Genomic DNA, 24,409 nt, shown 5'->3' with positions numbered 1-24,409 from the left:
GTGCTTCCGGTGTGTGCTTCCGGTGAACCCGTATTGACAGGTTTATGAGACCTGCATCTGGTTTACAGGAGGCCGTTCGTCAGGTGGTGAAGTGCTGAGTGTGGTGTTGGGGGGCTTTGGCACAGGGGCTGAGTCCGTTGTCGCTGCCGTTGAAGCCATGTGGGACGCGGGCTCCCGATATTTACGGTGTCAGCGCCGCAAGTCCTTAGTGCGCGAAGTCACGGGATTACTGGCAGGCGTCGCTCCCCGCGAAGGTGAACCCCGGCAGCGGCAACAACTCCTCCAGACGCCCTTCTGGCCAGCCCGGCAGACGCCGCAGAACATCCGTCAGCCAGGCATGCGGCTCCAGGCCATTCATCTTTGCCGTTTCCAGCAGACTCATGATTTTCGCCGCGCGTTCGCCTGCTGCAACCGAACCTGCGAACAACCATGATTTTCTGCCCATGACCACCGGTTTGATCGCCCGCTCGCAGACATTGTTGTCCAGCGGCAACCCGCCATCGTCCAGGAAGCGACTGAGGGCAACCCGACGTTTCAGCGCGTACGTGATCGCTTTGCCCAGCGCAGAGTTCTCCGGGCACGCATTTTTCTGCTGTTCCAGCCAGTGCCAAAGTTTTTCCAGTGCCGGTCGCGCATAACGCTGTCGCCACTGGCGGACCTTTTCTACTGGCCGGTGCCGGATCTTCTTTTCCAGCCGGTACAGGCTGGCTATCTGTCTTATCGCCGTGGCTGCACGCGGAGCTTTACCCGCTTTATACAGGTCCGCGAAGTTTCTGCGGGCATGAGCCCAGCACCCCGACAGGATTATCCCGTTGTGCTGGTTTGCCAGCGTTTCATACGCCGGGTACCCGTCAACCACCAGGCTCCCGGCCCAGTCTTTCAGGTATCCCGCCGGATATTGGCTGCTTCTGCCGGGTTGACAGTCGAAGCACACCACTGGCGGGCCACTTCGTTCACCACTGACGTAGCACCAGAGATAACCGGCGCGGGATTTGCCCCCTTTTCTCGTGTCGAGGAGTTGCAGGGGCGTTTCATCGGCGTGTACCACATCCCGTGTCAGCAACATCCGGTGCAACGTCTCTGCCAGTGGCGTCAGTACGGTGCCCGCACGCCCGACCATATCCGCCATCGTGCTGACGGGCAGACTGATGTCTGACCGGGCCAGCACCGACTGCTGACGATACAGCGGCATATGGTCACAGTGTTTACTTATCACCAGTTGCGCGATGAGTGACGGTTCAGCCACACTTTTCGGGATAATGTGCGCGGGCATGTCACCGCTGACCACACACTGGCAGCAGTTGCAGCCGTACTGCGGGCGAACATACCGGTTAACCACGATGCGGGCCGGGATGTACTCCAGTTTTTCGCTCACTTCATCGCGGATGTGGTGCAGCATTCCAGGGCATTCGGGGTCAAGGCAGCTTTCCGTTGATGCGGGAACGATAACGATCTCTTTTCGCGGAAGATGTGCCGGAAGCGGTTTACGTGCCGGACTTTTGCCGGGGGGCGTTTCTTCTGGGGGAAGCAATGTATCCAGTTGCGCTTCAACGGCGGCGATATCGGCATCCATATCCTCTTCGAACAGGGAGCGTTGCATCCCGGCCAGGGTCTCACTTTTTTTCCCGAAGCGCTGTTGGCGGGCCAGTTTCAGCATTTCTTCCAGGAGTTCGATACGCTGTTGAAGCCCGGTATTTTGCTGACGAAGTTTTTCTTTTTCTGCATTCTCAGACATTGCATTTTGCACCATGGCAAGTGCCAGAGTGCGAAGCTGTTCGATGTCACTGATGGTGGTGAGAACGGAGATATCCATGCGGATCATTATACCACTCCCGACATGGATAATCATTATTCTTCATGAGGTTATCATGTTCTGCGAGCCATATTCAGACTCGCCATGGAAGACCCATTTTTCGAGGTCGTGGCCTCTCACCTGCTGCCAGTCAACACCACTGACGAGCCAGTTGAACTCATCGGGCGTGAGTGACCAGGCAACCTCATTTGCCCGGGGCCAGCGGAAGTTTCCTTTGTGCAGACGACGAACGCACAACCAGACGCCGTGCTTATCCCAGCGCAGCACCTTAATGCGGGAGCGAGCCTTGTTGGTGAAGACGAAGGCGGCACCTTCGTGCCAGGACGCCTGCAGTTCATCTTGCACGTACTGCGTAAGCGTGTCGATCCCGCGCCGCATATCAACGGGTTTCACGGCGAGAAAGACATTTTCAGGCGTCAGTATGCTTGAGCGCCTTGAAGACATCGGTCAGTTGTGAAGGATGGCAGCACATCCGTATTCCGCCGGGCAGGAATAGCGTAACGGGTTCATTCGCCACAGATGAAAAGGGTTCAGAAGGTGGAGCGGATTGGACGATCTGAACGGGCAAAACAGTAGGTTTGCTTGCACGTCGTTGAGCTTTTGCGACATCTTGGGGCCATTCACGAAAGGAGGTAAAAGGAATATCGTTGAGCTCACAATACTGCCGGCGGGTAAGGCCGCTGGCGCGCCAACTGGCGACGTGTTGTTTTTTCTGGTCAATGAACCATCGTTGTTTTTGCATCGGTAAACACCCTTGTGTCAGTGGAGGATGGTGCCGATCTTACCTGCTGAAATTATTATGAAAATACGAGTTCACCGGAAGTACACGGCCTCGCACAGCGCTTCCCAGGTGGCCTCGTCGGTGACGACAGTGATCCATAAGGTGCGATGCTGGCGTGTCAGTTGCAGCGGGGTGCCAGCGGTAAATCCGAGTCTGGCCAACGTAGCGCCTTCAATCATCAGCTCCGGGATCGGCTCAGGGGTAAAGGTGACGTTCATGCGGTTCCCTCCGTGGCGGGCGCGGTGCGAATAATCAGTTGGCCGTGCTCGGCGGTAATGTTCACCGGTTGGCCCTGAGTAAAGCCCAACGCTTCCAGCCAGCGGCCCTTGATCGTCAGTTGTGGCAGCGTGTTCGGCCTGCCGCCGTTGGTACGGCAAACCGCTTGGTTTCTTCTGCCATCAGGTAGTAACTCCCCTGCATCAATCCGAGTGATTGGAGGGGAAATCAAGCTCTGCTTACTGAGGTTATTGTTATCCAAATCCATCAGTTTGATTTGCAAAACATAATCTCGTTACTGCGCCTATTATCAGCAAACTGGGGGATATTGGGCGTGTGCGGGAAATAAGCTCTGATAGATTACCCAAAGTACCAGTTAGCACTCTTTGTTGCGGTTGTGTTCCTCGTTCAACGATTGCCAGTGGTGTATTACTTTCCATGCCGTAACGTATTAATTGGGATGCAATTAATGCGCTATGCGATAATCCCATATAGAATACCAAGGTTTGATTATCACTGACCAATGAATGCCAGTCAGGCATGAAACCACCATCACGGCAATGCCCCGTCACGAACCGCACCGATTGTGCCAAAGTTCTGTGAGTTAGAGGTATACCACTCGCTGCTGCACAACCACTGGCAGCAGTAATACCGGGTATGATATGGCAAGTTATACCGTACCGCCGTAATGTGATCATTTCCTCGCCTCCGCGACCGAAGATAAAAGGATCTCCGCCTTTTAATCGCACGACCTGATTGCCAGCATATGCCAATGTTACCAATAACTGTTCAATTTCAGTTTGTGACACGGTATATCGGCCTGCGGACTTACCCACGTCGATTCGCCGTATTCTGTCTGGTAACAACGCCATTATTTCTGCAGAAACAAGCCTGTCGAACACAACTACATCTGCTTGCTGCATAACACGCAGCGCTTTTATGGTAAGTAGCTCTGCATCTCCAGGTCCAGCCCCGACCAACCAAACTTCACCATGTGTTACCGACGGACGTTTCTTCCTTAACACTTTCTGCTGTTCTACCTCTTTCATCGTTTCACTCCGTCAGATGACTTACTGAGTTCCATGCAGTTGGAGTAGTTTTTTCAGCTCTGGCAGGCAAGAACCGCAGTTAGTGCCGCATTGCAGGCGTTCACCCAGTGCGGCGGCGCTGCGACATCCTTCCGCAATTGCCGCGATAATGTGATTTTCCCCTATGCCGAAACAGCTGCAAATAGTCGCGCCCGTCGCCAGTTTATCTGCTGCGCCTTGCCCCGCCAGCAACGCCAGTCGCGCGACACCCGGTGCTGGCGCCAGCACAAACGCCTGTAAAACCGCATCGCGATCGACCATCGGTGCCTGACGCTGAACGTAAAACGCCAACGCCACTTGCCCCTGTTGCCAGCCAATCACATGGAAACCGTCTGGCCCCAGCCAGGCGGTCTGAAACGTCAGTCCCTCCTGCGGAAAGTACCGCCGCAACCAGCCTGGCCAATCGGTCACCGCCCTGCGTCCAGCCATAACGTAATGTGTCACGCCCTCCTGCGCGATTCGGCTCCAGTAGACGCCGACCGGCGCTGGCATATCCGTGCGCAGAAATATTTCCGCCTGCCAGATGGTCGGCCAGCGGCTGATCCGTACCGGCGTATGCTTGCTCTCCGGCTGGCCGGAATGGGGATCCACCACAGACGGGATCAGGCTGTCCACCCTCCCTTGTGCGGTAAACTGCTCGTTCCAGTGCATCGGCACAAACACGTTGCCGCGCCGCTGCCCTGAATTTAACTGCGCGCGCGCCAGCATCCAGCCATAGGGGGTACAGAGCCGCACCAGACTGCGATCCTCGATACCCTGTGCGGCGGCATCCAATGGGTGCATATCGCAAAAAGGCTCGCTCAGATGGCGCATTAGCCGAACCGCCTTGCCGGTGCGCGTCATGGTGTGCCATTGGTCGCGGATGCGACCAGTATTCAGGACCAGAGGATAGGCTGTAGACGGCGCGTTATGCGGCAGTTGCGGAACGATCGGCAACAGGCGCGCCTTGCCGTCGGCATGCAAGAAACGGCCATTCTCGAACAGGCGGTGACAACCTGCCGGATGACGTGAATTGACCGGCCACTGTACCGGTGCCATGTGATACCACGACTCTTGGGTCATTGACGCCAACCCGCTGATATCGAAAGCGCGCGTACCGTTATTTTCAAAACCGGACAGAGCCGCATGCTCGTTGAAAATCTCCGCAGGATGACGATAGGCGAACGCCGCGCCGTGCCCCATGCGCTGCGCAACCTGGCTCAGGATCCACCAATCGGCTCGGGCTTCTCCCGGCGGCGGTAAAAATGCCCGTTGACGAGAAATGCAGCGCTCTGAATTGGTAACGCTGCCTTCTTTCTCTCCCCATGCCAACGCTGGCAGGCGAATATGCGCCAGCGCAGCGGTATCGGTGGTGATCATCACCTCCGATACCACCACCAACGGACACTGCCGCAGCGCCTGTCGCACCCTATCAGCATCCGGCAGCGACACTGCCGGGTTAGTGCCCATGATCCATATCGCCTTCACCCGTCCGGTGGCTACGGCTTGAAAAAGCTCCACGGCATTCAAGCCGGGCTCGCGCGCTATCGCAGGCGCCTGCCAAAAACGCTGTACCCGATCGATATCCGCATCGTTGAACCCCATATGCGCGGCCAGTTGGTTGGCCAATCCGCCGACCTCACGTCCTCCCATGGCATTGGGCTGGCCGGTCAGCGAAAACGGTCCGCAGCCAGCTCTGCCGATACGACCTCCCGCCAGGTGCAGGTTTATGATCGCATTGCATTTATCCGTGCCGCTCGAAGATTGGTTGATGCCCATCGAATAAAGTGTCAGCCAATTGCTGGCATCTCGCAGCAGACGGTAAAACGCCAGCAGCTTAGATACTGGCAACTGGCAAAACGCCGCCACCCGCTCCAGCGACCACTGCATAGCTTGGGCCAACGCAGCTTCAAACCCCGTCACATGTCGCTGTAAAAAAGACCGATCCAATTCACCCTGTTGCGCCAGCCAGTGCAAAGCGCCATTGAACAATGCCGCATCACTACCGGGGCGCAGCGCCAAATGCAGATCAGCGATGTCGCAACTGGCAGTCTCTCGCGGGTCGATCACCACCACCTGCATCTGTGGCCGTAGTCGGCGTGCGTTAACCAACCGTTGATATACCACCGGATGTGCCCAGGCGGTGTTCGAACCTATGAGGATCACCAAATCCGCCTGCTCGATATCCTGATAGCTGCATGGCACCGCATCAGCGCCAAAGGCTCGCTTATATCCCATCACCGCTGAGGCCATACACAGGCGAGAGTTGGTATCGATATTGGCGGAGCCGATAAACCCTTTCATCAGTTTGTTAGCGACATAGTAGTCTTCGGTCAACAGTTGGCCAGAGGCGTAAAACGCCACCGCCTGCGGCCCATGTTGCTCGATAATTCGGTTAAAGCGTTCCGCCACCTGTTCCAGTGCTTCATCCCAACCGACGGTTCGGTCATTTATCTGTGGATAGAGTAAGCGCCCCGTCAGATCGAGCGTCTCCCCCAGCGCGCTGCCCTTCACGCACAGCCGTCCCTGATTCGCCGGGTGCTCCGCATCGCCACTGATCGTCAGCGTACCGTCATCTCGCTGCTCGATGGCGACCCCGCAACCAACGCCGCAGTAGGGGCACGTCGTGCAATGGCGGACACTCATGACGTTATGTCCAGCGATTGTGTCGTATCTGCTGCGAGCGGTTGGCTATATACCCACACCTGCCCAGACTGTACCCGTACCGGCCAGGCGGTCACACCCTGTTTGCCGCCATCCACACAGGTGCCGTCGCGCAACCGAAAGCGCTGTTTGTACAGGGGAGAAATCACCACCGGTTCACCCGCTACGTCACCCAGCAAGCCTCGTGCCAGCACGTTGGCGTCGCTGTCTGGCTCCCGGTTGGCTAACGCATAGACGCCGCGATCGGGAAGATGAAACAGGGCGATTTGACGCTGGCCCAAGCGCGCGGCGACTCCGGCATTGAGCGGAATATCCGCCAAATTACAGACGACTTCCCATTGCGCCGGTTGTTCGGCGATCGGGCTCACCTGCTCGCGCCAACCGGCAGGACGCCGCTGACCGCGTTCCGGCAACCAACCGATCGCTTCATCCGGCTGTTCACTATTGACGAATGCACGAAATAGCTTAAGCCGGTCGGGACTGGCCAATGTGGTCTGCCACTCGCATTGATAACTGGCGATCACCGAGGCCATTTCGGCCTCCAGTTCGGCAGCAATGCCGAGACGATCTCCCAGCACCACCTCTCGCAGATAATCCAGCCCACCCTCCAGGTTATTCATCCAGGTGCTGGTACGCTGTAGCCGATCGGCAGTGCGAATATAGAACATCAAAAAACGATCGACGGTGCGAATCAACGTGGCGGTATCGAGATCGCTTGCGAACAGGTCTGCATGGCGCGGTTTCATACCGCCATTACCGCACAGGTACAGGTTCCACCCTTTTTCGGTGGCGATCACGCCAACGTCCTTGCTTTGCGCTTCCGCGCACTCGCGGGTGCAGCCGGATACCGCCATCTTGATTTTGTGCGGCGAGCGCAGCCCTTTGTAGCGATGCTCCAATTCAATCGCCAACGCTGTCGAATCCTGCACGCCATAGCGGCACCAGTTGGAACCGACGCAGGATTTCACCGTGCGTAACGATTTGCCATAAGCGTGGCCGGTTTCAAATCCCACAGCCACAAGATGGCGCCAGATCTCCGGCAGTTGTTCCAGTCGCGCACCGAACATGTCAACCCGCTGACCGCCGGTGATTTTGGTGTAAAGCTGATAGCGTTGGGCGATTTGGCCGATGGCGATCAGGCCTTCCGGCGTGATTTCGCCTGCCGGTACCCGCGGCACTACCGAATAGGTGCCATCCTTTTGCATGTTGGCGAAGAAGCGATCGTTAGTATCCTGCAGCGGTAGATGCTGCGGCTTCAGCAAATACTCGTTCCAGCAGGAGGCGAGAATAGAGCCGATCAGCGGCTTGCACACGTCACAGCCGTTCCCCTGGCCGTGACGGGACAGCAGTTCGTCAAAGGTGCGAATTTCGCCAACGCGAACCAGATGATAAAGCTCTTGCCGCGAGTAGGCGAAGTGCTCGCAGATATCTTTTTTCACCACCACGCCGTGTTGTTGTAACTCATGCTCCATTACCTGCTTTACCAGCGCCTCACAGCCGCCGCAGCCGGTGCCCGCTTTAGTGCAAGCCTTCACCGCCGCCAAATCGCCGCAGCCTTGGGCAATCGCTTCGCTGATGTCGTTTTTGCTGACGTTATGGCAAGAACAGATCTGCGCACTGGCCGGCAAGGCCGAAACGCCCGCTCCTGGCTGCACTGAACCCGCAGAAGCCGGCAGAATTAGGTTTTCCGGATGGGGGGGCAGCGGCATATCGTTCAACATCATTTGCAGCAGGCTGTTGTATTCCGCACTATCCCCTACCAATACCGCGCCCAACAAGCGCTTGCCTGTCGCATCGACCACCAGCTTTTTATACACTTCTGCCGGGCCGTCAACCCAACTGTAGCTCTGACTCCCCGGCGTGTGACCGTGAGCATCGCCGATAGACGCCACTTCGACACCCAGCAGCTTCAGTTTGGTACTCATATCAGCGCCGCAGAATAGGCTGTCTTGCCCGGCAAGTTGATCCGCTAAGGTTCGTGCCATCTGGTATCCCGGCGCAACCAATCCAAATATTTGGCCATTCCATAATGCGCATTCGCCGATCGCATAAATGGCATCGTCACTGGTGCGGCACTCACTGTCGATAACGATACCGCCGCGCGGCCCAATCTCCAGTCCGCACTCGCGCGCCAGTTGATCCCGGGGACGGATACCGGCGGAAAACAGGATTAAATCCGTCTCCAGATGCCCACCGTCGGCAAAATTCATGCTATGACGCCGCAGTAAACCTTCGCCTATGCTCTGTGTCTGCTTGTCGGTATGCACATTGACGCCCAAAGCTTCGATTTTTTTACGCAGCATCGACGAACCGCCTTCATCTAACTGCACCCCCATGAGCCGCGGCGCAAACTCGACTACATGGGTTTCCAACCCGAGTTGACGCAATGCGTTGGCCGCTTCTAACCCCAGCAAACCGCCGCCAACCACAGCCCCAACGCAGGCACTTTGTGCACATTCAGCGATCGCCGCCAGGTCGTCCAACGTGCGGTAGGCCAGGCAACCGGTGCGATCGTTACCGGGGAACGAAGGCACGAAGGGATAGGAGCCGGTAGCCAGCACCAGACGGTCATAGGCCGTCTCCCGGCCAGCATCATCGATCACACAGCGTCGTTGACGATCGATGGCGCATACCGTCCGGCCTAATCGCAGTTCGATGTCATAACGTTCGAAAAAACCATCCTCGACCATCGACAACGACGCCGCGCTACGCCCCGAAAAGAACTCAGACAGGTGCACGCGATCATAAGCCGCCGTCGATTCTTCTCCGAACACCACGATGTGATGTTGCCGATGCAGCTCGCGTGCCACCAGTTGTTCGAGAAAGTGATGCCCCACCATGCCGTGACCGGCGACCACCAAAACAGGTTTGTTCATAGCCAATGTCCTCTCGCCGGGTGTGCCCGGCGCTTTGTGTTCATCACTGCCGAACAGCAGAGCCGCGGGTTGATTCACCGACTGACCAAGCCGTTGTAGATAAAAAGCGCTCTCTCTGGCATCGCCGTACAGCAGCGCACCACTCAGCACGCCGTTGCGTACCAACAGGCGCCGGTAGTGCTGCGCCAGGGGATCTTCCGCGTGGTAAACCTCGGTATGTTCATCCGCCACCACTTCGCCAGCGCTGAACATCTCAATGCCGCTGACCTTTAACCGCAAAGGCTGCGGCTCTTGCGCGTACGCTTCCGTCGGCTCGCCAGCCAGCCGCCGAGCCAGCAACGTCGCCTGCCGCCAACATGGCGCCACTAGCCCCAGCGTGGTTTCGCCAAACTGTGCGCATTCCCCCAGTGCGAAAATTGCCGGATCCGACGTGTTCATACGCTCGTCGATGATGACGCCGCGCCCGCACCTCAGCCCTGCGGCCTGCGCCAGACGGATCTCTGGCTGCACGCCGATGGTGACCACCGCAAGTTCGCACGCCAATTCCTCCCCGCCGCTCAGGCTGACGGCGCTGAGTCGTTCCTCGCCCTGAAAGTGCAGCGCCTCGCGGCCCAACCGACACGCTATGCCGCGCTGCTGCAAATTGCGCTGTAACATTTCCGCAGCGACGGCGTCCAATTGCCGCTCCATCAGGTGAGCGCCGCGGTGCACCACGGTGACGCACATGCCACGCTGAGCCAGCGCCGCCGCCGCTTCGATGCCCAATACGCCACCGCCCAGCACCAGCGCTCGTCGCTCCGGTTCGCAATGCGTCAGCATAGCCTCCACATCATCCAGCGTGCGAAATCCATGAATACCCGTCAGCCCGATGCCGGGTAACGTCGGCATCAGTGGCCGCGATCCGGTTGCCAACACCAGCAGGTCATATCCCAGCCAGCGCCGCGAGGTTGTAATCCGCTTTTGACGCCGATCCAGCGTTAGCGCTGGCTCGCCAGCCAGCAACTGCACGTCTTGCTGGCGATACCATTCGGCGTCGTGCAACACCGTCTCGCTGAAGGTTTTCTCCCCCGCTAATACCGGTGACAACAGGATGCGGTTGTAATTGCCGCGCGGCTCCTCGCCGATTACCGTGATGGCATAGCGCTGCGGCGTCCGTTGGCAAAGCGTTTCCACCAGCCGCATTCCAGCCATGCCGTTGCCGATCACCACCAGTCGTTGGCGCGCCATGACTCAGGCCGCCTTCGCATGCTTTTCGTACAGGAACTTCAGCACCTGCTGACGGCTATGGTGATAGTCGGCGTCGCTTGCCAGCGTTACCCGGGAACGTGGTTGTGGCAACGTCACCGGCAGCACTTCGCCAATGCGTGCCGCCGGGCCGTTGGTCATCATCAACACCCGGTCGGACAGCAGCACCGCTTCATCCACGTCGTGCGTGATCAGCACGATAGTGGTGTGCAACCGCCGTTTGATCTCCATCACTGCGTCCTGCAAATGCGCGCGGGTCAAGGCGTCGAGCGCGCCGAACGGCTCATCCATCAGCAGCACTTTGGGTTTCATCGCCAACGCGCGCGCAATGCCGACGCGCTGCTTCATGCCGCCGGAGATCTCATGTGGCCGCTTGTGCAGCGCATGGCTCATATGTACCAGCTCCAGGTTGTGTTCGATCCACTCTCGCATCTCCGCCTGGCTCATCTGTCCGCGAAAGACCTGATGCACAGCCAGTGTCACGTTCTCGTAAGCGGTAAGCCACGGTAGCAGCGAATGGTTTTGAAACACCACGCCGCGCTCCGGCCCTGGACTGACGATCTGCTGGTTGTCGCACAGCAATACGCCATCGCTCGGCTGAGTCAGCCCGGCGATCAAATTCAACAGCGTGGATTTGCCACAGCCGGAGTGGCCAATCAGGCTGACGGTTTCCCCAGCCTGAATATCGAAGCTCACCCGATCCAGCGCGACGAATTCCCCTTGTGGGGTGGCGAAGCGCTGGCTGACGTTTTGCACCTGAATGATTGGTTTCATATGTGCTCCTTAATGTTGTTGATAACTAAAACGTTTCGCCAGCCACATCAGCCCTTGTTCGAGTAGCAGACCCACTACGCCGATCGCCACGATGGCGATGATGATGTTTTCCACGTTGAGGTTGTTCCACTCGTTCCAGATCCAAAAACCGATGCCAACACCGCCGGTGAGCATTTCCGCCGCCACGATCACCAGCCAGGCGATGCCGATCGACAGCCGTACGCCGGTCAGCACGTAAGGCAACACCGCTGGAAACAGGATTTTGCGCATCACCGTCCACTCAGGCAGTTTCAGCACGCGCGCCACGTTGAGGTAATCCTGCGGGATGCGTGTGACGCCCTCGGCGGTGTTGAGGATCATCGGCCATATCGAGCAGATGAAAATGGTCCAGGTGGACGCCGGTTCGGCGCGTTGAAACAGCAGCAGGCCGATCGGCAGCCAGGCTAGTGGGCTAACTGGCCGCAACAGAGAGATGATCGGGTTCAGCATCTGCGCCATAAATGTGAAACGACCAAGCAGAAAACCGGCGGGGATACCGACCAGCGCCGCCAACCCGAAGCCGACTGCGACGCGCTGCAACGAAGCCAGCACGTTCCAGCCGATACCCTGATCGTTCGGTCCGGCGGAATAAAATGGGTCAGCGAAGAGCGTCACCGCCGCCTGCCAGGTGGCGTGCGGCGTCGGGAATCCCTGACTGTTGAGCGCGGCGATCTGCCAGGTGGAGACGACCAGCACCAGGCCGATCGCGGCGGGCACCGCTCGGCGAAAGGTGCGTTGCAGCAACTGTCGCCAGTGCGGTCGGCGCGTAGGTTTGGGCTGCACCTTCAACGGCACCACCTCCGCCTCCAACGGCTTAGGGATGTCCAGACGTTCGGCGAGATTTTTCATACGTTGCTATATGAATGCATCCCGTTTGCAAGGCTTCCGTGGTATTGACGTTGACGGTAGGTTGCAGCTCTATATCCGGCTTTGTTGCAGCCAGTGCTGCGGGCCTTGATGAGATTCGCTGACTCATGCCTTATTCTCCGAGCGAGCTTTAAGCTCAGGAACGTATCCAGGTTTGGTGAGGCACGGTCTTACCTGTCGTTGTCATCACTACGGCTGCCTTGGCAACCTTTCAGCATTCACCCTTATGTTTAAAGAGTTAATGTGTTGCCAGCATCTGTCGTTCAGAACGGCCTGACGCTGACGTGTTTCCTGTCGTAGGTTCGGTTATGCATTCCGTATTGGGCACCATAATGCCGGAGGTCTCACACCTACCTGACGAACCCTTCGCCGCTCTTAAAATAGTTGGGATACGCTCATCTCATTCTCAGCGTTTTAAAGAGAAACTGTTGGCGTATTCCGCCGGGTTGCTGCCATCCCAGCGCTTGCCGTCCAGCAACGTGCTGGCGCGCATGTCGTTGCTGGGCAGATTGATGCCGCCCACCGCTTCGGCGGCCTGTTTGTAGAGATCGGTACGATTTATCCGGCGCGCGATGGTCAGGTAATCCGGTTCGGCGTTCAGCAACCCCCATCGACGGTGTTGGGTCAGGAACCACATGCCATCAGACAGATAGGGGTAACTCACCTCACCATCGTGGAAGAAACGCATCTCATGGGAGTCCTGCCAGCGTTTGCCCAGACCGTTCTGATATTGGCCCAGCATGCGGCTGACGATAATCTCTGGACGCACGTTGATGTAGGCCCGTCCTGCCACCGTCTGCGCCGTCTCCTGCCGGTTGGCGTCCGTGCTGTCAATCCAGCGCGCCGCCTCCAGCACCGCTGCGGTCAGCGCCCGGGCGCTGTTGGGATTGGCTGCCGCCCAATCCGCCGTGGTGCCCAAGACTTTTTCCGGATGATCGGGCCAGATCTCCTGAGTGGTGATGGCGGTAAAACCGATGTTTTCCGCGATCGCGCGCTGGTTCCACGGTTCCCCGACGCAAAAACCGCTCATGTTGCCGATCTTCATGTTCATCATCATTTGCGGTGGAGGTACCACCACGTTTCGCACGTCGTCGAATGGATGAATGCCAGCATTCGCCAGCCAGTAATACAGCCACATGGCGTGCGTGCCGGTCGGGAACGTTTGGGCGAAGGTATACGCGCCCTTTTCGCCTGCATCGATGTGCTTCTTCAGGCTATTGCCGTCGAGGACGCCGGCTTGCCGAAACTGATGGGAGAGTGTGATCGCCTGTCCGTTGTTGTTGAGTGTCATCAGTACCGCCATCTCACGCTGCGGCCCGGCGATGCCGAGTTGCAGACCGTAGACCATGCCGTACAGCACGTGCGCCGCATCCAGCTCGCCGGACAACAGTTTGTCGCGCACCGTTGCCCAACTGGCCTCTTTGCTGGGCACGATCTTAATGCCGTATTTCTCGTCGAATTTTTTCACCGCCGCCATCACTACCGAGGCGCAGTCGGTCAATGGAATAAAGCCCACGCGGATCTCTTTCTTCTCCGGCGCATCGGAGCCAGCAGCCCAGGCGGCATTCATTAGTCCAGGCAACATCATATTGCCGCCCAACGCCGCGCTGCCTATCAGAAAGCGGCGGCGCGATAGCTTCAGGCTGGGGTTGTTGGTGTGCGTCATCGGCGAATCCCTCAGTCAGGCGATAAAAATAAAAAAGGCGTCCCATCAGCACATTCCACCGTGGGTATGAACGTGCTGAAAGGACGCCTTTGTCCAAATCTTGTAGCCTATCGACCGCCATTGGCCGATTGACACAGTGATTAATGCAAATTACGCGCCAATTTAATAACTAATGGAATTGCCGGGTATTGCGCGCGTTCGCGGTGCCTGAAGTCACGGCGATTGCACAAGGGTAAAGCAGAAGCTGCACTGACAGAGTGCATACCTTACGGCCTATCGCCTGCAGGCTGGGGTAAAATCTCGGCCACCGCCAGCATCGCTTCGGCGATATCGATCAGGCGTCGGTTTTGATTCATCGCCATACTACGCAGCAGACGATGTGCTTGTTCCTCCGACAGGCCACGGTGCTGCATCAGGAGTCCTTTTGCGCGCTCAATCCGCTTCCGCTCATGCAATGTAGCGTGCGCGCTGGCCAATTCCGCCGATAAGGTCTGCAAACGTTGCGACTGTTGGCGAATCATATCCATCATCGAACGCCCCAGATACGGAGGAATGCCATCCCCCAATAGCGGTTCCACATCGCTCAGCGGAGCCGCCACGAACATCGCAAAGCTCTCCTGCATCTGCGGGGGAGTCCAGGCAGCGTAATCCTGTTCCAGTTCGCGCTGCGCTTCGTTCAGGCTGTGGCGACAACCGATCATCAATGCGTCCTCCAGTCGGTCTTCGATTTGCTTCATCAGATCGATTCGTTCGCTGGTGATCTCGAACCAACGCAGACTGGTATCGCGCGGATCGCTCAATTGCCGCTGAGTGCAGGCGATACGCCGTAAGCGCTCAAATTCGCGATGATCCTGTTGTTGCACGCTCCGCCACTGTGCCAACGTTTCGCCATCGGCAAAATCGCTGAAGAGTTCGAAGCAGCGTTCCTGACCATCGATAAGCGTCTGTAGCCGTCGATGTTCCTGCTCGCCAAACCGCATCGCGGCGAATCCCGCTGCGCCGATAGCCCGTTCTTGCCCCGCCAGTTCCTTGCCCTGCATAAAACTGAACATGGCGATCAATGATCGTGCAACCGCTGGCTCCACACAGGCATCTGCGGCCTCGAATACCAGCGCCAGCAGGCTGTGAATGAGGGTATTGAAGATGTCCATGATCACCGGCTGGGCGATCTGTAATCGTTGCACCTGCCCACGCAACGTCGGCAAAGCGGTAAGGTGATGCAACGCGCGGGCGATGCGATTAAATAGACGGCTGGAACCGGCCAGCGGCGCGTTGACGATATCAAGAGAGATCAACAGCCGTTGTACCGCCAGTTCAGCCTGCTCGACCTCTTGCGCCCGCACCGCGAGCAGGTCACCGAACATCGTGCCTTGTGAACACACATAGATATTGACGCTGCCACGCTCTCGTTGCAGTACGTGGATCAGTTGACTTACCTGCCCGACCAGTTGCCCCATCTGCAACAGTTGCTGTAGATGGGTAATTTCACAGCGCTTCGACGCCAGCCAAAAAGCAGTGGCGCTAGGTGGAAAAGCGCGATCTCGGCTCATGAGGATCCTCGTTGCGGTAAATAACGAGTTTATACAAGATTCATGCCATCATGGATGATGTTGTCTTAGTAGGGTGGATGAACTTATTAAGTTTCGGTGTGATTGATGCGTCGCGCTTGATCGTACTTTGTCTTCCAGTATTGATTGTCCAGTTCTGAAACCGTGACGCCTACTTTGCTAGAGGCATGGAGAAACTTGCCATCTCCGACATATACGCCAACGTGACGCTCTCGTGCCGAGGTTTTAAAAAAAACCAAGTCGCCAGCAGTGAGCTCGTCCTTGGTAACGCGTGAGCCTAACTTGATCTGCTCGTGTGAGGTTCTAGGCAGACTGAAAGAAAATCCATCTTTAAAAACGCGCTGCATATAGGCAGAGCAATCAATCCCTTTGCGTGAGTTGCCACCGAATTTGTAGCGTACGCCTTCCCATTCCTCATAATGATCCAGGATTTTTTTAAGTCTTTGTGTGTCGCTGTACCTTGATTTATCAGAGGACTTTTCGCTGACAAACGATGAGTTAAAAAAAGCCTGCTTAGTGCTGGTACTTGCCATGGCAGAAAAAACGGATAATGCGGTTAAAACAAAAATAAACGGAATGAAAATGTTCGACATAACTATAACTAAATTCAAATAACTGTTTCTAGAGTGAACTCCTGTTAGGAATCCTGATGAGTGGATAAACGTTACATAATGTTGGTGCAAAAATAAACCAATGCGTGATTGCTAATTGAATATTCTGTCATGTCAGATTTTTTTTATTATTTTTACTGTCTCTGTCATATATCGAAGAGTAGCCTTTTCGTTCTCGGCTAAAGTCGAAATAAGATGATGTGCTAGGCAAGATGTTTATCAACCATGCGGCGAGGCGCTGGTTTTGACATTCCAGATTGCGGTCTATGTTGGAAGACTTGATGATTTACTTGAGTCTATTCTCGGGCCTGCGAGTCTGAATTATTGGCTTGGCGTAATGCCTGATTCAAAGGCAAAGCGGAATAGATCTGCATCACGCGATATTCCTAACTTGCGCATGGCACTGGCTTTCTGCGAGCTAATAGTTTGCTTGGTGCGATGTAACTGAGAGGCAATTTCATTCACTGACAGGCCTGAAACATAAAGACGGATCACTTCCATTTCGCGTTTTGTCAAGGCTAGGTGTGGAACGGGATTTTGCATAATTCCGCTATGGCCTGTTATCAGATCCTTAGTCGGAAAATAGTTCGAACCGGCATAAACCGCATGGATCGCCGAGATTAACTGGCTGGTATGCTGTGTTTTTCCTAACACACCGTTTACCCCAAGCTTAGCCAGCTCCTGAGTTAGCGCCTGGTTTTCCAAGGTGGTGAAAACCACGATTTTCAATTGTGGCTTTACACGCCGGATATGGGACAACAGGCCAATGCCATCACCGTATTTACCTCCCGGCATAACGTAATCTGTTACTAACACATCGCATTCTGTTTTGTGTAACAGCTCAACTAGCGTATCAGAGTCCAACGCCGTACCTAAGATCTCCAAGGTTGGGAGTTTAACCAGTTCATGCATTAACCCTGCCAGTAACGCAGGGTGATCATCAGCGAGCAACAGGCGAATTTTCATGTTTTGGCTACATCCTTTATGGGATCACTGTACTGGTTTGATGATGAAGTGCGTATTACTAGCATAGACTTTTCTTCGTCACTTGGCAGGGTTTTGCCGATAACCCTCGTTCTTGTCTGTTATTTCTTTGATTATGCTAAGACTAGTTCGCTTTTGTTGATCTGCTATTTCTGATCTTTTTCATATGCTTCATGATAGCGTTTTTTTATGAGGTTGAACTGCTTTTTGGTTCGTTTATGCTGTTGTGTTAACTCCCCAAACTAAATCACTTATTCGCTTTCGTTACTACCAGCGCTGGTTGGTTTTTGGCTGCGGTACTTTTATCACCCTTATGCTTTTTTTAGCTTTTTTTATGGGCGTCAAAATCAAAGTACTCAACCATATTGAGACGTTGCATCAAAACTTTATGTCTGAGTCTGCCTTGTTAGATAAGGAGATTGTCGAACGAGAAAGTGTTTTCCGCACGATACTGATCGGTGCGGAAATGATATTGAAAGAGGATATTCATCTCGATAAAGCCTATCTGCCCCAATACCGCCTAAGCCATCAACAGGTGCTTTTAGCGTCGACCCCCGACACGGCTTCACAATGGATCTATAGTCCTGAAGATTTCACCGCGAATGAAAAGTTTGCCAGACATTTTTTTGAATTGACTGCGTATATCGCAAGAGTTCTGCGTGCAGAACGCATGATGACGGAAGAAGATATTCTATCCAGCTATTTATACAGCATGGGACACAGAATAATAGGTATTATCCCTGCCCCTGATTCAGCCGCGCGTGAACAGATTCAATCAGAGCGAAAGTATTATCTGAATTTGCTGACGCAAGATGTGGATAAAAATATATTCTTGTCTGGGCAGATAACAAATCATCAGGGTTTAAACCGCTTATATTGGATGCCTCCCTATATAAACCCCTATTCGGGTAAAAAAGTGCTGCGTCTTGCTGCACCGCTCCTGCTGGATAGAGTACCGTTTGCGACTCTTGTGATGGAGTTTGCCCCCCCGACGCGGGTGTCAATTCATACTCAGGAAGCTCAACTGGGTAGTTATACGCTTTTGTCAAAACAAGGGGATATCATCAGCGAGTATGCTGCGCAACCGGATACCAAGCGATGGGGAGCGGGGCAATCGGTTCTGCATAATGGAGAGAAGCTCGCAACTCAGTATCAGGAAAGGGGGATTGTTTTCGTTGCAACTTTGGGGGAGAGCGATTGGTTTCTGGTATTTCACTGTTCATGGCGCGAGATCGCGGCAGTTGTTGCTTTTGAGGTGAGGGGCGATGCGCTTATTACCCTTGGAACGCTGCTGTTTGTCTGGTGTTTTCTGATCTATTTTAAATTCTACATTTTCCGTCCGGTAATCAGGCAATCCCAGCAGGTTTTTGAAAGCGAACAACTGAGCCGCACCCTGATTGAAACCGCTCCGCTGGGGCTGGGGCTGTTGGCGCTGGCCAATGGTGAACCGCTGTTGCGCAGCCCGGCGATGTTGCAGATGCAAGGGCGGCTCCATACCGCAGGCAGCAGCCTGCCTGCCGAACTGGCCCGTTGTTATCGCCAGCAGACGCTGCCGCAAGGTGAGCAACTGTACCAGGAACTGACGTTCGACACGCACAGTGGCAAGCCGGTCATCCTGTCGGTCAGCATGGCCCCGGTGCGCTATCGGGGCGAGGATGCGCTGGTGGTGGCCTTTATTGACATCAGCAACCAAAAACAACTGGAGCAGCAGTTGACGGCGGCCAGAGAAGCAGCCGACAGGGCCAGTGCCGCCAAATCCTCCTTCCTGGCGGCGATGAGCCATGAGATCCGCACCCCCCTCAACGCCATCCTTGGCAACCTTGAACTGCTGGCCCACTCGGCGCATGACGGGCAGCGTGAACGCCTGCACACCATCCGCCAGGCGTCAGACAGCCTGCTGGCCACCATCAGTGACGTACTGGATTTTTCCAAGATTGAGGCGGGTGAACTGTACCTGGAACATATCGAGTTTGACGTGCTGGCGGTGGCGGCCAACGCGTTAGCTATCTTTGCCCCGGTGGCGCAGGCCAAGGGGCTGGCACTGGTGGGGGAATTAGGGGAAACGGTCAGCCAGCCGATGCGCGGTGACCCAACCTGTCTGGGGCAGGTGCTCAACAACCTGCTGTCGAATGCGCTGAAGTTTACCGAGCAAGGGCAGGTATTGCTGCGGATCGGCGTCGATGAGCCTGCCTCGTTAATCAAGATTGACGTAGAGGATACGGGGATCGGCATGTCTTTGTCACAGCAGGAACGGGTGTTCCGCGCGTTCAGGCAGGCGGATGAAACCATCAACCGGCGCTATGGCGGTACAGGCCTGGGGTTGGCGCTGTGCACGCGGCTGGCGCAGGCGATGGGGGGCGAGCTGTCGATGACCAGCGAGCCGGGTAAAGGCAGTGTGTTTCAACTGTCGTTGCCGCTCTCTCAGGACGTGGGGGAGGCGGAGCGTCCGCTGTTTCACGGTGAGCGGGTTTGCGTACTGGCGGCGATGCCGGGCGCTCGGGCGTATCTGAGCAAGGTATTGACGGCGTGGGGGCTGACGGTGGATGTCTACCAGCATCCGACCCAGATTGATGACGCGACCTTAGACTCACTAGGGACATTGGTGCTGTGGGGCGACAGAGCCACCTGGCACCCGGATGACGAGAACCGTCTGGTGGAAGAGGCAGCTTGGGTGGTTGAGTGCAGCAGCGACGGTGCGGAGATACCGGCGGCCACCGGTCGGGTATTAAGCACGTCGGTATACGGATTGAAAGGGTTGGCCTGCGCCTTGCGGTACACTTTGCAGGGTGAACGTCTGCCGACGCGTGAGCAGGGGGAGGCGGCGCTGCCCGGTGCGCTACGGGTGTTGGTGGCGGAGGATAACCCGGTTAACCGGCGCCTGCTCGAGGAGCAGTTGAAGCTGCTGGGCTGCGCGGTGAGCCTGGTGGAGGAGGGAGAACAGGCCTTGGCCTGCCTGGAGCGGGAGCGGTTTGATATTCTGCTGACGGATTTATCGATGCCGGGCATGGATGGTTATACGCTGGCGCGGCGGGTGCGAGTGGCATGGCCTTTGATGCCGGTGGTGGCGGTGACGGCCAACGCCACCCAGCAGGAGTATGACGAATGTGAGGCAGCAGGAATAGTACGTGTATTGACCAAACCGCTGTTATTGGACGAGTTGAAAGAGATGTTGCTGACGGTGTGTGGTCTGGAGATGGCCGAGACAAAGCCAGCGATACAGGCGGGAGGGCAACACAATGCATTATTAGGTGACCATTCATTACCAGAGGATATCTGGGATAGTTTTGAGCGCCTCTGCTTATCGTCTTGTCAGAAAATTCGCCAGGCTCAACGTATTGGGAACGTGGCAGAGATTTTGCGTGAATTACACCTGCTCCGTGGGGCACTGGGCGTATATCACTTTTCTGACGCTGAAAAAAAACTGGCGGAGATTGAGTTACATCTCAAATCGGGCGCATCCGATGCTGAAGAACGCTTGGAGCCATTTCTGCACATGCTCCAGCGTGAGTTATTTCTCCGTCGTCAATCGGCATCGCATCTACCGGCATCCTGAAACACGGCAGTGATATGAGGTAAATAAATCGGAGAAGGGGTGACACTGGCAATTGTTTATTACTGCACCATAATCATTTTGAGTGGGCTTGGGGGGTATTCATCATACTTCAAGTGGAATCTCTGGATGAACAAGTCTGCTCTCTGCCTTATTGATGTCACCAATGAGGTATTTCGAATAAACGTGAGAGTCTCCTGCCTATGATAAATCGTCATAAAGATGGCGTATTAGGGCGCTTACGCCGCCATCATTACCTGTTAATCAACGGTGGCGGTCTGGTGCTCACCCTGACCGTATTGCTTGCCAGTGGGTTGGAGATTTGGGCGAGTATCCGAGGCTACCAGGCCAGGGTGCACGATGAAATCTCGCTTGATGTTGCTCAATTATCGGCTCTGGAAAATCGTACTGCCACCACGATCCGCAATGGTGTGCAGAATATCGAACTGGCTTTGAATTCCCAGGCACCGCTAGACTCTGTGTTTCTACAGCGATTTTGGGCGAGTGGTGCCAGTTCACTCATACAGGCGGCGCCTGGCTATCAACCCGTTCTTGTTATGGCGAATAAATCGATACAGCATTTGGAATATGCCTGGCCTTATATTTCCCTGGCACAACAAATGTCCCCGATTGTTTCCAAAGTCAAAGAACGCAATGAGGGTAAACTGAGTGTTTATCTGTACAGCGCGGACAGAAACTTTTTGTTAGCCACGGTAGCGCCGTGGACAGACAGCACCTGGCGTAAGTTACAGTATCAATGGGGTTCAGGGCTTATGGAACAGTTAAGCTCCCCGATAGAGCAGGTGATCGCTGCCAATAACGAAGTGCATCGTACAGTAAAACCGGTTTTGCATTGGCTACCCTCTTATGAAAGCCGGCTAAGTGGTCAACCCGTATTCCGTGTTGCTACAACGATATGGGGGGCTGAAGACGTGCGGTTCGGTGTGATGGTTTTTGAACTGCCCGTTGAGTCATTATCCACCTTACTCCCTGCATCCAGTTTTGGCGGCAACTGTTTGCTCCTGGATCGAAATGGACGGTTAATGTTGCCGTGTAACAATCTTTCCGCAGGAAAGCTGCTTAACTTGGCACAGCAGGGGCAGAAACAAGGGCTCGGCGAGAATCACAGAAGTTTCTATCAGGATGGGCAGTTCCTCAATGGTTGGAAGCTGGGGCAAAGCGGTTGGGTACTGGTTTATTCCCTCTCATGGGGGGAGATTGTTGCGGGTACCAAACAGCAAATCCTGGTGTCTGCTTTATCCGCAGTCCTCATTATCCTGATAACCTGGTTTTTACTGCTGCTGGTTAAACGGCGCGTTTTGGCCCCCGCAGTGCGGCAGTCTGAACAGGTTTTTGAAAGCGAACAACTGAGCCGCACCCTGATTGAAACCGCTCCGCTGGGGCTGGGGCTGTTGGCGCTGGCCAATGGTGAACCGCTGTTGCGCAGCCCGGCGATGTTGCAGATGCAAGGGCGGCTCCATACCGCAGGCAGCAGCCTGCCTGCCGAACTGGCCCGTTGTTATCGCCAGCAGACGCTGCCGCAAGGTGAGCAACTGTACCAGGAACTGACGTTCGACACGCACAGTGGCAAGCCGGTCATCCTGTCGGTCAGCATGGCCCCGGTGCGCTATCGGGGCGAGGATGCGCTGGTGGTGGCCTTTATTGACATCAGCAACCAAAAACAACTGGAGCAGCAGTTGACGGCGGCCAGAGAAGCAGCCGACAGGGCCAGTGCCGCCAAATCCTCCTTCCTGGCGGCGATGAGCCATGAGATCCGCACCCCCCTCAACGCCATCCTTGGCAACCTTGAACTGCTGGCCCACTCGGCGCATGACGGGCAGCGTGAACGCCTGCACACCATCCGCCAGGCGTCAGACAGCCTGCTGGCCACCATCAGTGACGTACTGGATTTTTCCAAGATTGAGGCGGGTGAACTGTACCTGGAACATATCGAGTTTGACGTGCTGGCGGTGGCGGCCAACGCGTTAGCTATCTTTGCCCCGGTGGCGCAGGCCAAGGGGCTGGCACTGGTGGGGGAATTAGGGGAAACGGTCAGCCAGCCGATGCGCGGTGACCCAACCTGTCTGGGGCAGGTGCTCAACAACCTGCTGTCGAATGCGCTGAAGTTTACCGAGCAAGGGCAGGTATTGCTGCGGATCGGCGTCGATGAGCCTGCCTCGTTAATCAAGATTGACGTAGAGGATACGGGGATCGGCATGTCTTTGTCACAGCAGGAACGGGTGTTCCGCGCGTTCAGGCAGGCGGATGAAACCATCAACCGGCGCTATGGCGGTACAGGCCTGGGGCTGGCGCTGTGCACGCGGCTGGCGCAGGCGATGGGGGGCGAGCTGTCGATGACCAGCGAGCCGGGTAAAGGCAGTGTGTTTCAACTGTCGTTGCCGCTCTCTCAGGACGTGGGAGCGACGGAGCGTCCGCTGTTTCACGGTGAACGGGTTTGCGTACTGGCGGCGATGCCGGAAGCTCGGGCGTATCTGAGCAAGGTATTGACGGCGTGGGGGCTGACGGTGGATGTCTACCAGCATCCGACCCAGATTGATGACGCGACGTTAGACTCACTAGGGACGTTGGTGCTGTGGGGCGACAGAGCCACCTGGCATCCCGAGGATGAGAATCGCTTGGTGGAAGAGGCGGCCTGGGTGGTTGAGTGCAGCAGCGACGGTGCGGAGATACCGGCGGCCACCGGTCGGGTATTAAGTACGTCGGTATACGGATTGAAAGGGTTGGCCTGCGCCTTGCGGTACACTTTGCAGGGTGAACGTCTGCCGACGCGTGAGCAGGGGGAGGCGGCGCTACCTGGTGCGCTACGGGTGTTGGTGGCGGAGGATAACCCGGTTAACCGGCGCCTGCTCGAGGAGCAGTTGAAGCTGCTGGGCTGCGCGGTGAGCCTGGTGGAGGAGGGAGAACAGGCCTTGGCCTGCCTGGAGCGGGAGCGGTTTGATATTCTGCTGACGGATTTATCGATGCCGGGCATGGATGGTTATACGCTGGCGCGGCGGGTGCGAGTGGCATGGCCTTTGATGCCGGTGGTGGCGGTGACGGCCAACGCCACCCAGCAGGAGTATGACGAATGTGAGGCGGCAGGAATAGTACGTGTATTGACCAAACCGCTGTTATTGGACGAGTTGAAAGAGATGTTGCTGACGGTGTGTGGCCTGGATGCCGTCTATCATGATGTGCAGATTCAGCCTAAGGGAGAGGTGGTGTCATCCGGGTTGCTGAATGGCAAGGCTCTGCCTGAGGATGTCCAACGTCTTTTTGAGAAAAGCTGTGCTGATTCACTTGCCGCGATCAAACAAGCCTGTGTGACAGAAGATGCCACGGTTATTTTGCGTGAACTGCATTCCCTTAGCGGTGCGTTCGGTGTTTTTGAGATGAATGAATGGGTCAGACAAGCGTCTGATGTGGATAGTCTGGTGAGAAACTCCGGGGTTAAATCAGCCAGTCAGGCGTTGACATTATTCTGCCAGGCTTTAGAAGCTGTAGCCTCAGGGAAGCATACGGAAACCGAGGCGTTGATCGCTCGCATTATTACCTTGGCATCACTTTGTTCTGAAGAAAAAGTGGTGGCAGAAATTACGCGGTTGGGAAATCAGTTACTGACTGCGCTAGCTGAGCGCCGGTAAGCGGGTAAAAAAAGGGTTATCCCCGTTGGAGGATAACCCTTGTG

At 55.9% G+C, this 24,409-nt stretch carries 16 protein-coding genes; 2 read left to right on the top strand and 14 right to left on the bottom strand.

What is annotated here, in order from left to right; translation table 11 throughout:
* Nucleotides 1–226 precede the first annotated feature (226 nt).
* The 14 genes from tnpC to ACX9GT_RS20195 form a co-directional block, all read right to left on the bottom strand.
* Complete coding sequence (gene tnpC / locus ACX9GT_RS20260; protein ID WP_473191651.1) at nucleotides 227–1,813, bottom strand: IS66 family transposase; 1,587 nt, start codon at nucleotides 1,811–1,813, stop codon at nucleotides 227–229.
* A gap of 42 nt (nucleotides 1,814–1,855) precedes the next feature.
* Complete coding sequence (tnpB, locus tag ACX9GT_RS20255) at nucleotides 1,856–2,236, bottom strand: IS66 family insertion sequence element accessory protein TnpB (protein WP_473191650.1); 381 nt, start codon at nucleotides 2,234–2,236, stop codon at nucleotides 1,856–1,858.
* Nucleotides 2,223–2,555 carry an IS66 family insertion sequence element accessory protein TnpA gene (gene tnpA / locus ACX9GT_RS20250; protein WP_473188428.1) on the bottom strand — a complete coding sequence of 111 codons (333 nt, stop codon included), beginning with the start codon at nucleotides 2,553–2,555 and terminating at the stop codon, nucleotides 2,223–2,225. The genes tnpB and tnpA overlap by 14 nt, the downstream gene beginning before the upstream one ends.
* Before the next feature lie 71 nt (nucleotides 2,556–2,626).
* Nucleotides 2,627–2,812, bottom strand: a complete 186-nt coding sequence (locus ACX9GT_RS20245) for a hypothetical protein (protein WP_473188427.1) — start codon at nucleotides 2,810–2,812, stop codon at nucleotides 2,627–2,629.
* Nucleotides 2,809–3,027: a SymE family type I addiction module toxin gene (locus ACX9GT_RS20240; RefSeq protein ID WP_473191649.1), complete on the bottom strand. Its 219-nt coding sequence runs from the start codon at nucleotides 3,025–3,027 to the stop codon at nucleotides 2,809–2,811. Before ACX9GT_RS20240 ends, ACX9GT_RS20245 begins: the two co-directional genes overlap by 4 nt.
* 37 nt (nucleotides 3,028–3,064) lie before the next feature.
* Entirely contained in the window at nucleotides 3,065–3,859 is a 795-nt protein-coding gene (gene cobA / locus ACX9GT_RS20235; RefSeq protein ID WP_473188426.1) for a uroporphyrinogen-III C-methyltransferase, read from the bottom strand.
* A gap of 21 nt (nucleotides 3,860–3,880) precedes the next feature.
* Entirely contained in the window at nucleotides 3,881–6,523 is a 2,643-nt protein-coding gene (locus ACX9GT_RS20230) for a nitrate reductase (protein WP_473188425.1), read from the bottom strand.
* Nucleotides 6,520–10,644: a nitrite reductase large subunit NirB gene (gene nirB / locus ACX9GT_RS20225; RefSeq protein WP_473188424.1), complete on the bottom strand. Its 4,125-nt coding sequence runs from the start codon at nucleotides 10,642–10,644 to the stop codon at nucleotides 6,520–6,522. The genes ACX9GT_RS20230 and nirB overlap by 4 nt, the downstream gene beginning before the upstream one ends.
* Before the next feature lie 3 nt (nucleotides 10,645–10,647).
* Nucleotides 10,648–11,436: an ABC transporter ATP-binding protein gene (locus tag ACX9GT_RS20220; protein WP_473188423.1), complete on the bottom strand. Its 789-nt coding sequence runs from the start codon at nucleotides 11,434–11,436 to the stop codon at nucleotides 10,648–10,650.
* A gap of 9 nt (nucleotides 11,437–11,445) precedes the next feature.
* Nucleotides 11,446–12,324: a nitrate ABC transporter permease gene (gene ntrB, locus ACX9GT_RS20215; RefSeq protein WP_473188422.1), complete on the bottom strand. Its 879-nt coding sequence runs from the start codon at nucleotides 12,322–12,324 to the stop codon at nucleotides 11,446–11,448.
* A gap of 424 nt (nucleotides 12,325–12,748) precedes the next feature.
* Nucleotides 12,749–14,008 (bottom strand): CmpA/NrtA family ABC transporter substrate-binding protein, encoded by a 1,260-nt coding sequence (locus ACX9GT_RS20210; protein WP_473188421.1) that lies wholly within the window; start codon nucleotides 14,006–14,008, stop codon nucleotides 12,749–12,751.
* A gap of 266 nt (nucleotides 14,009–14,274) precedes the next feature.
* Nucleotides 14,275–15,558, bottom strand: a complete 1,284-nt coding sequence (locus tag ACX9GT_RS20205; RefSeq protein ID WP_473188420.1) for a nitrate- and nitrite sensing domain-containing protein — start codon at nucleotides 15,556–15,558, stop codon at nucleotides 14,275–14,277.
* An 86-nt stretch (nucleotides 15,559–15,644) separates the two neighbouring features.
* On the bottom strand, nucleotides 15,645–16,169 hold the full coding sequence (locus ACX9GT_RS20200) for an NlpC/P60 family protein (RefSeq protein ID WP_473188419.1): 525 nt from the start codon (nucleotides 16,167–16,169) through the stop codon (nucleotides 15,645–15,647).
* 339 nt (nucleotides 16,170–16,508) lie between these two features.
* Nucleotides 16,509–17,153: a response regulator gene (locus tag ACX9GT_RS20195; RefSeq protein WP_473188418.1), complete on the bottom strand. Its 645-nt coding sequence runs from the start codon at nucleotides 17,151–17,153 to the stop codon at nucleotides 16,509–16,511.
* A gap of 898 nt (nucleotides 17,154–18,051) precedes the next feature.
* Here ACX9GT_RS20195 and ACX9GT_RS20190 point away from each other — a divergent pair.
* Both ACX9GT_RS20190 and ACX9GT_RS20185 read left to right on the top strand, forming a co-directional pair.
* A complete protein-coding gene (locus tag ACX9GT_RS20190; RefSeq protein WP_473188417.1) occupies nucleotides 18,052–20,724 on the top strand; it encodes an ATP-binding protein in 2,673 nt (890 codons plus the stop codon).
* A gap of 200 nt (nucleotides 20,725–20,924) precedes the next feature.
* Nucleotides 20,925–24,365, top strand: coding sequence for an ATP-binding protein (locus ACX9GT_RS20185; RefSeq protein ID WP_473188416.1), 3,441 nt, complete (start codon nucleotides 20,925–20,927; stop codon nucleotides 24,363–24,365).
* Nucleotides 24,366–24,409: the final 44 nt, after the last annotated feature.

Source organism: Serratia sp. YWN4 (genome assembly GCF_055790845.1).
The sequence above is the reverse complement of the archived record's forward strand: the minus strand, read 5'-3'. Positions and strand labels throughout refer to the sequence as shown.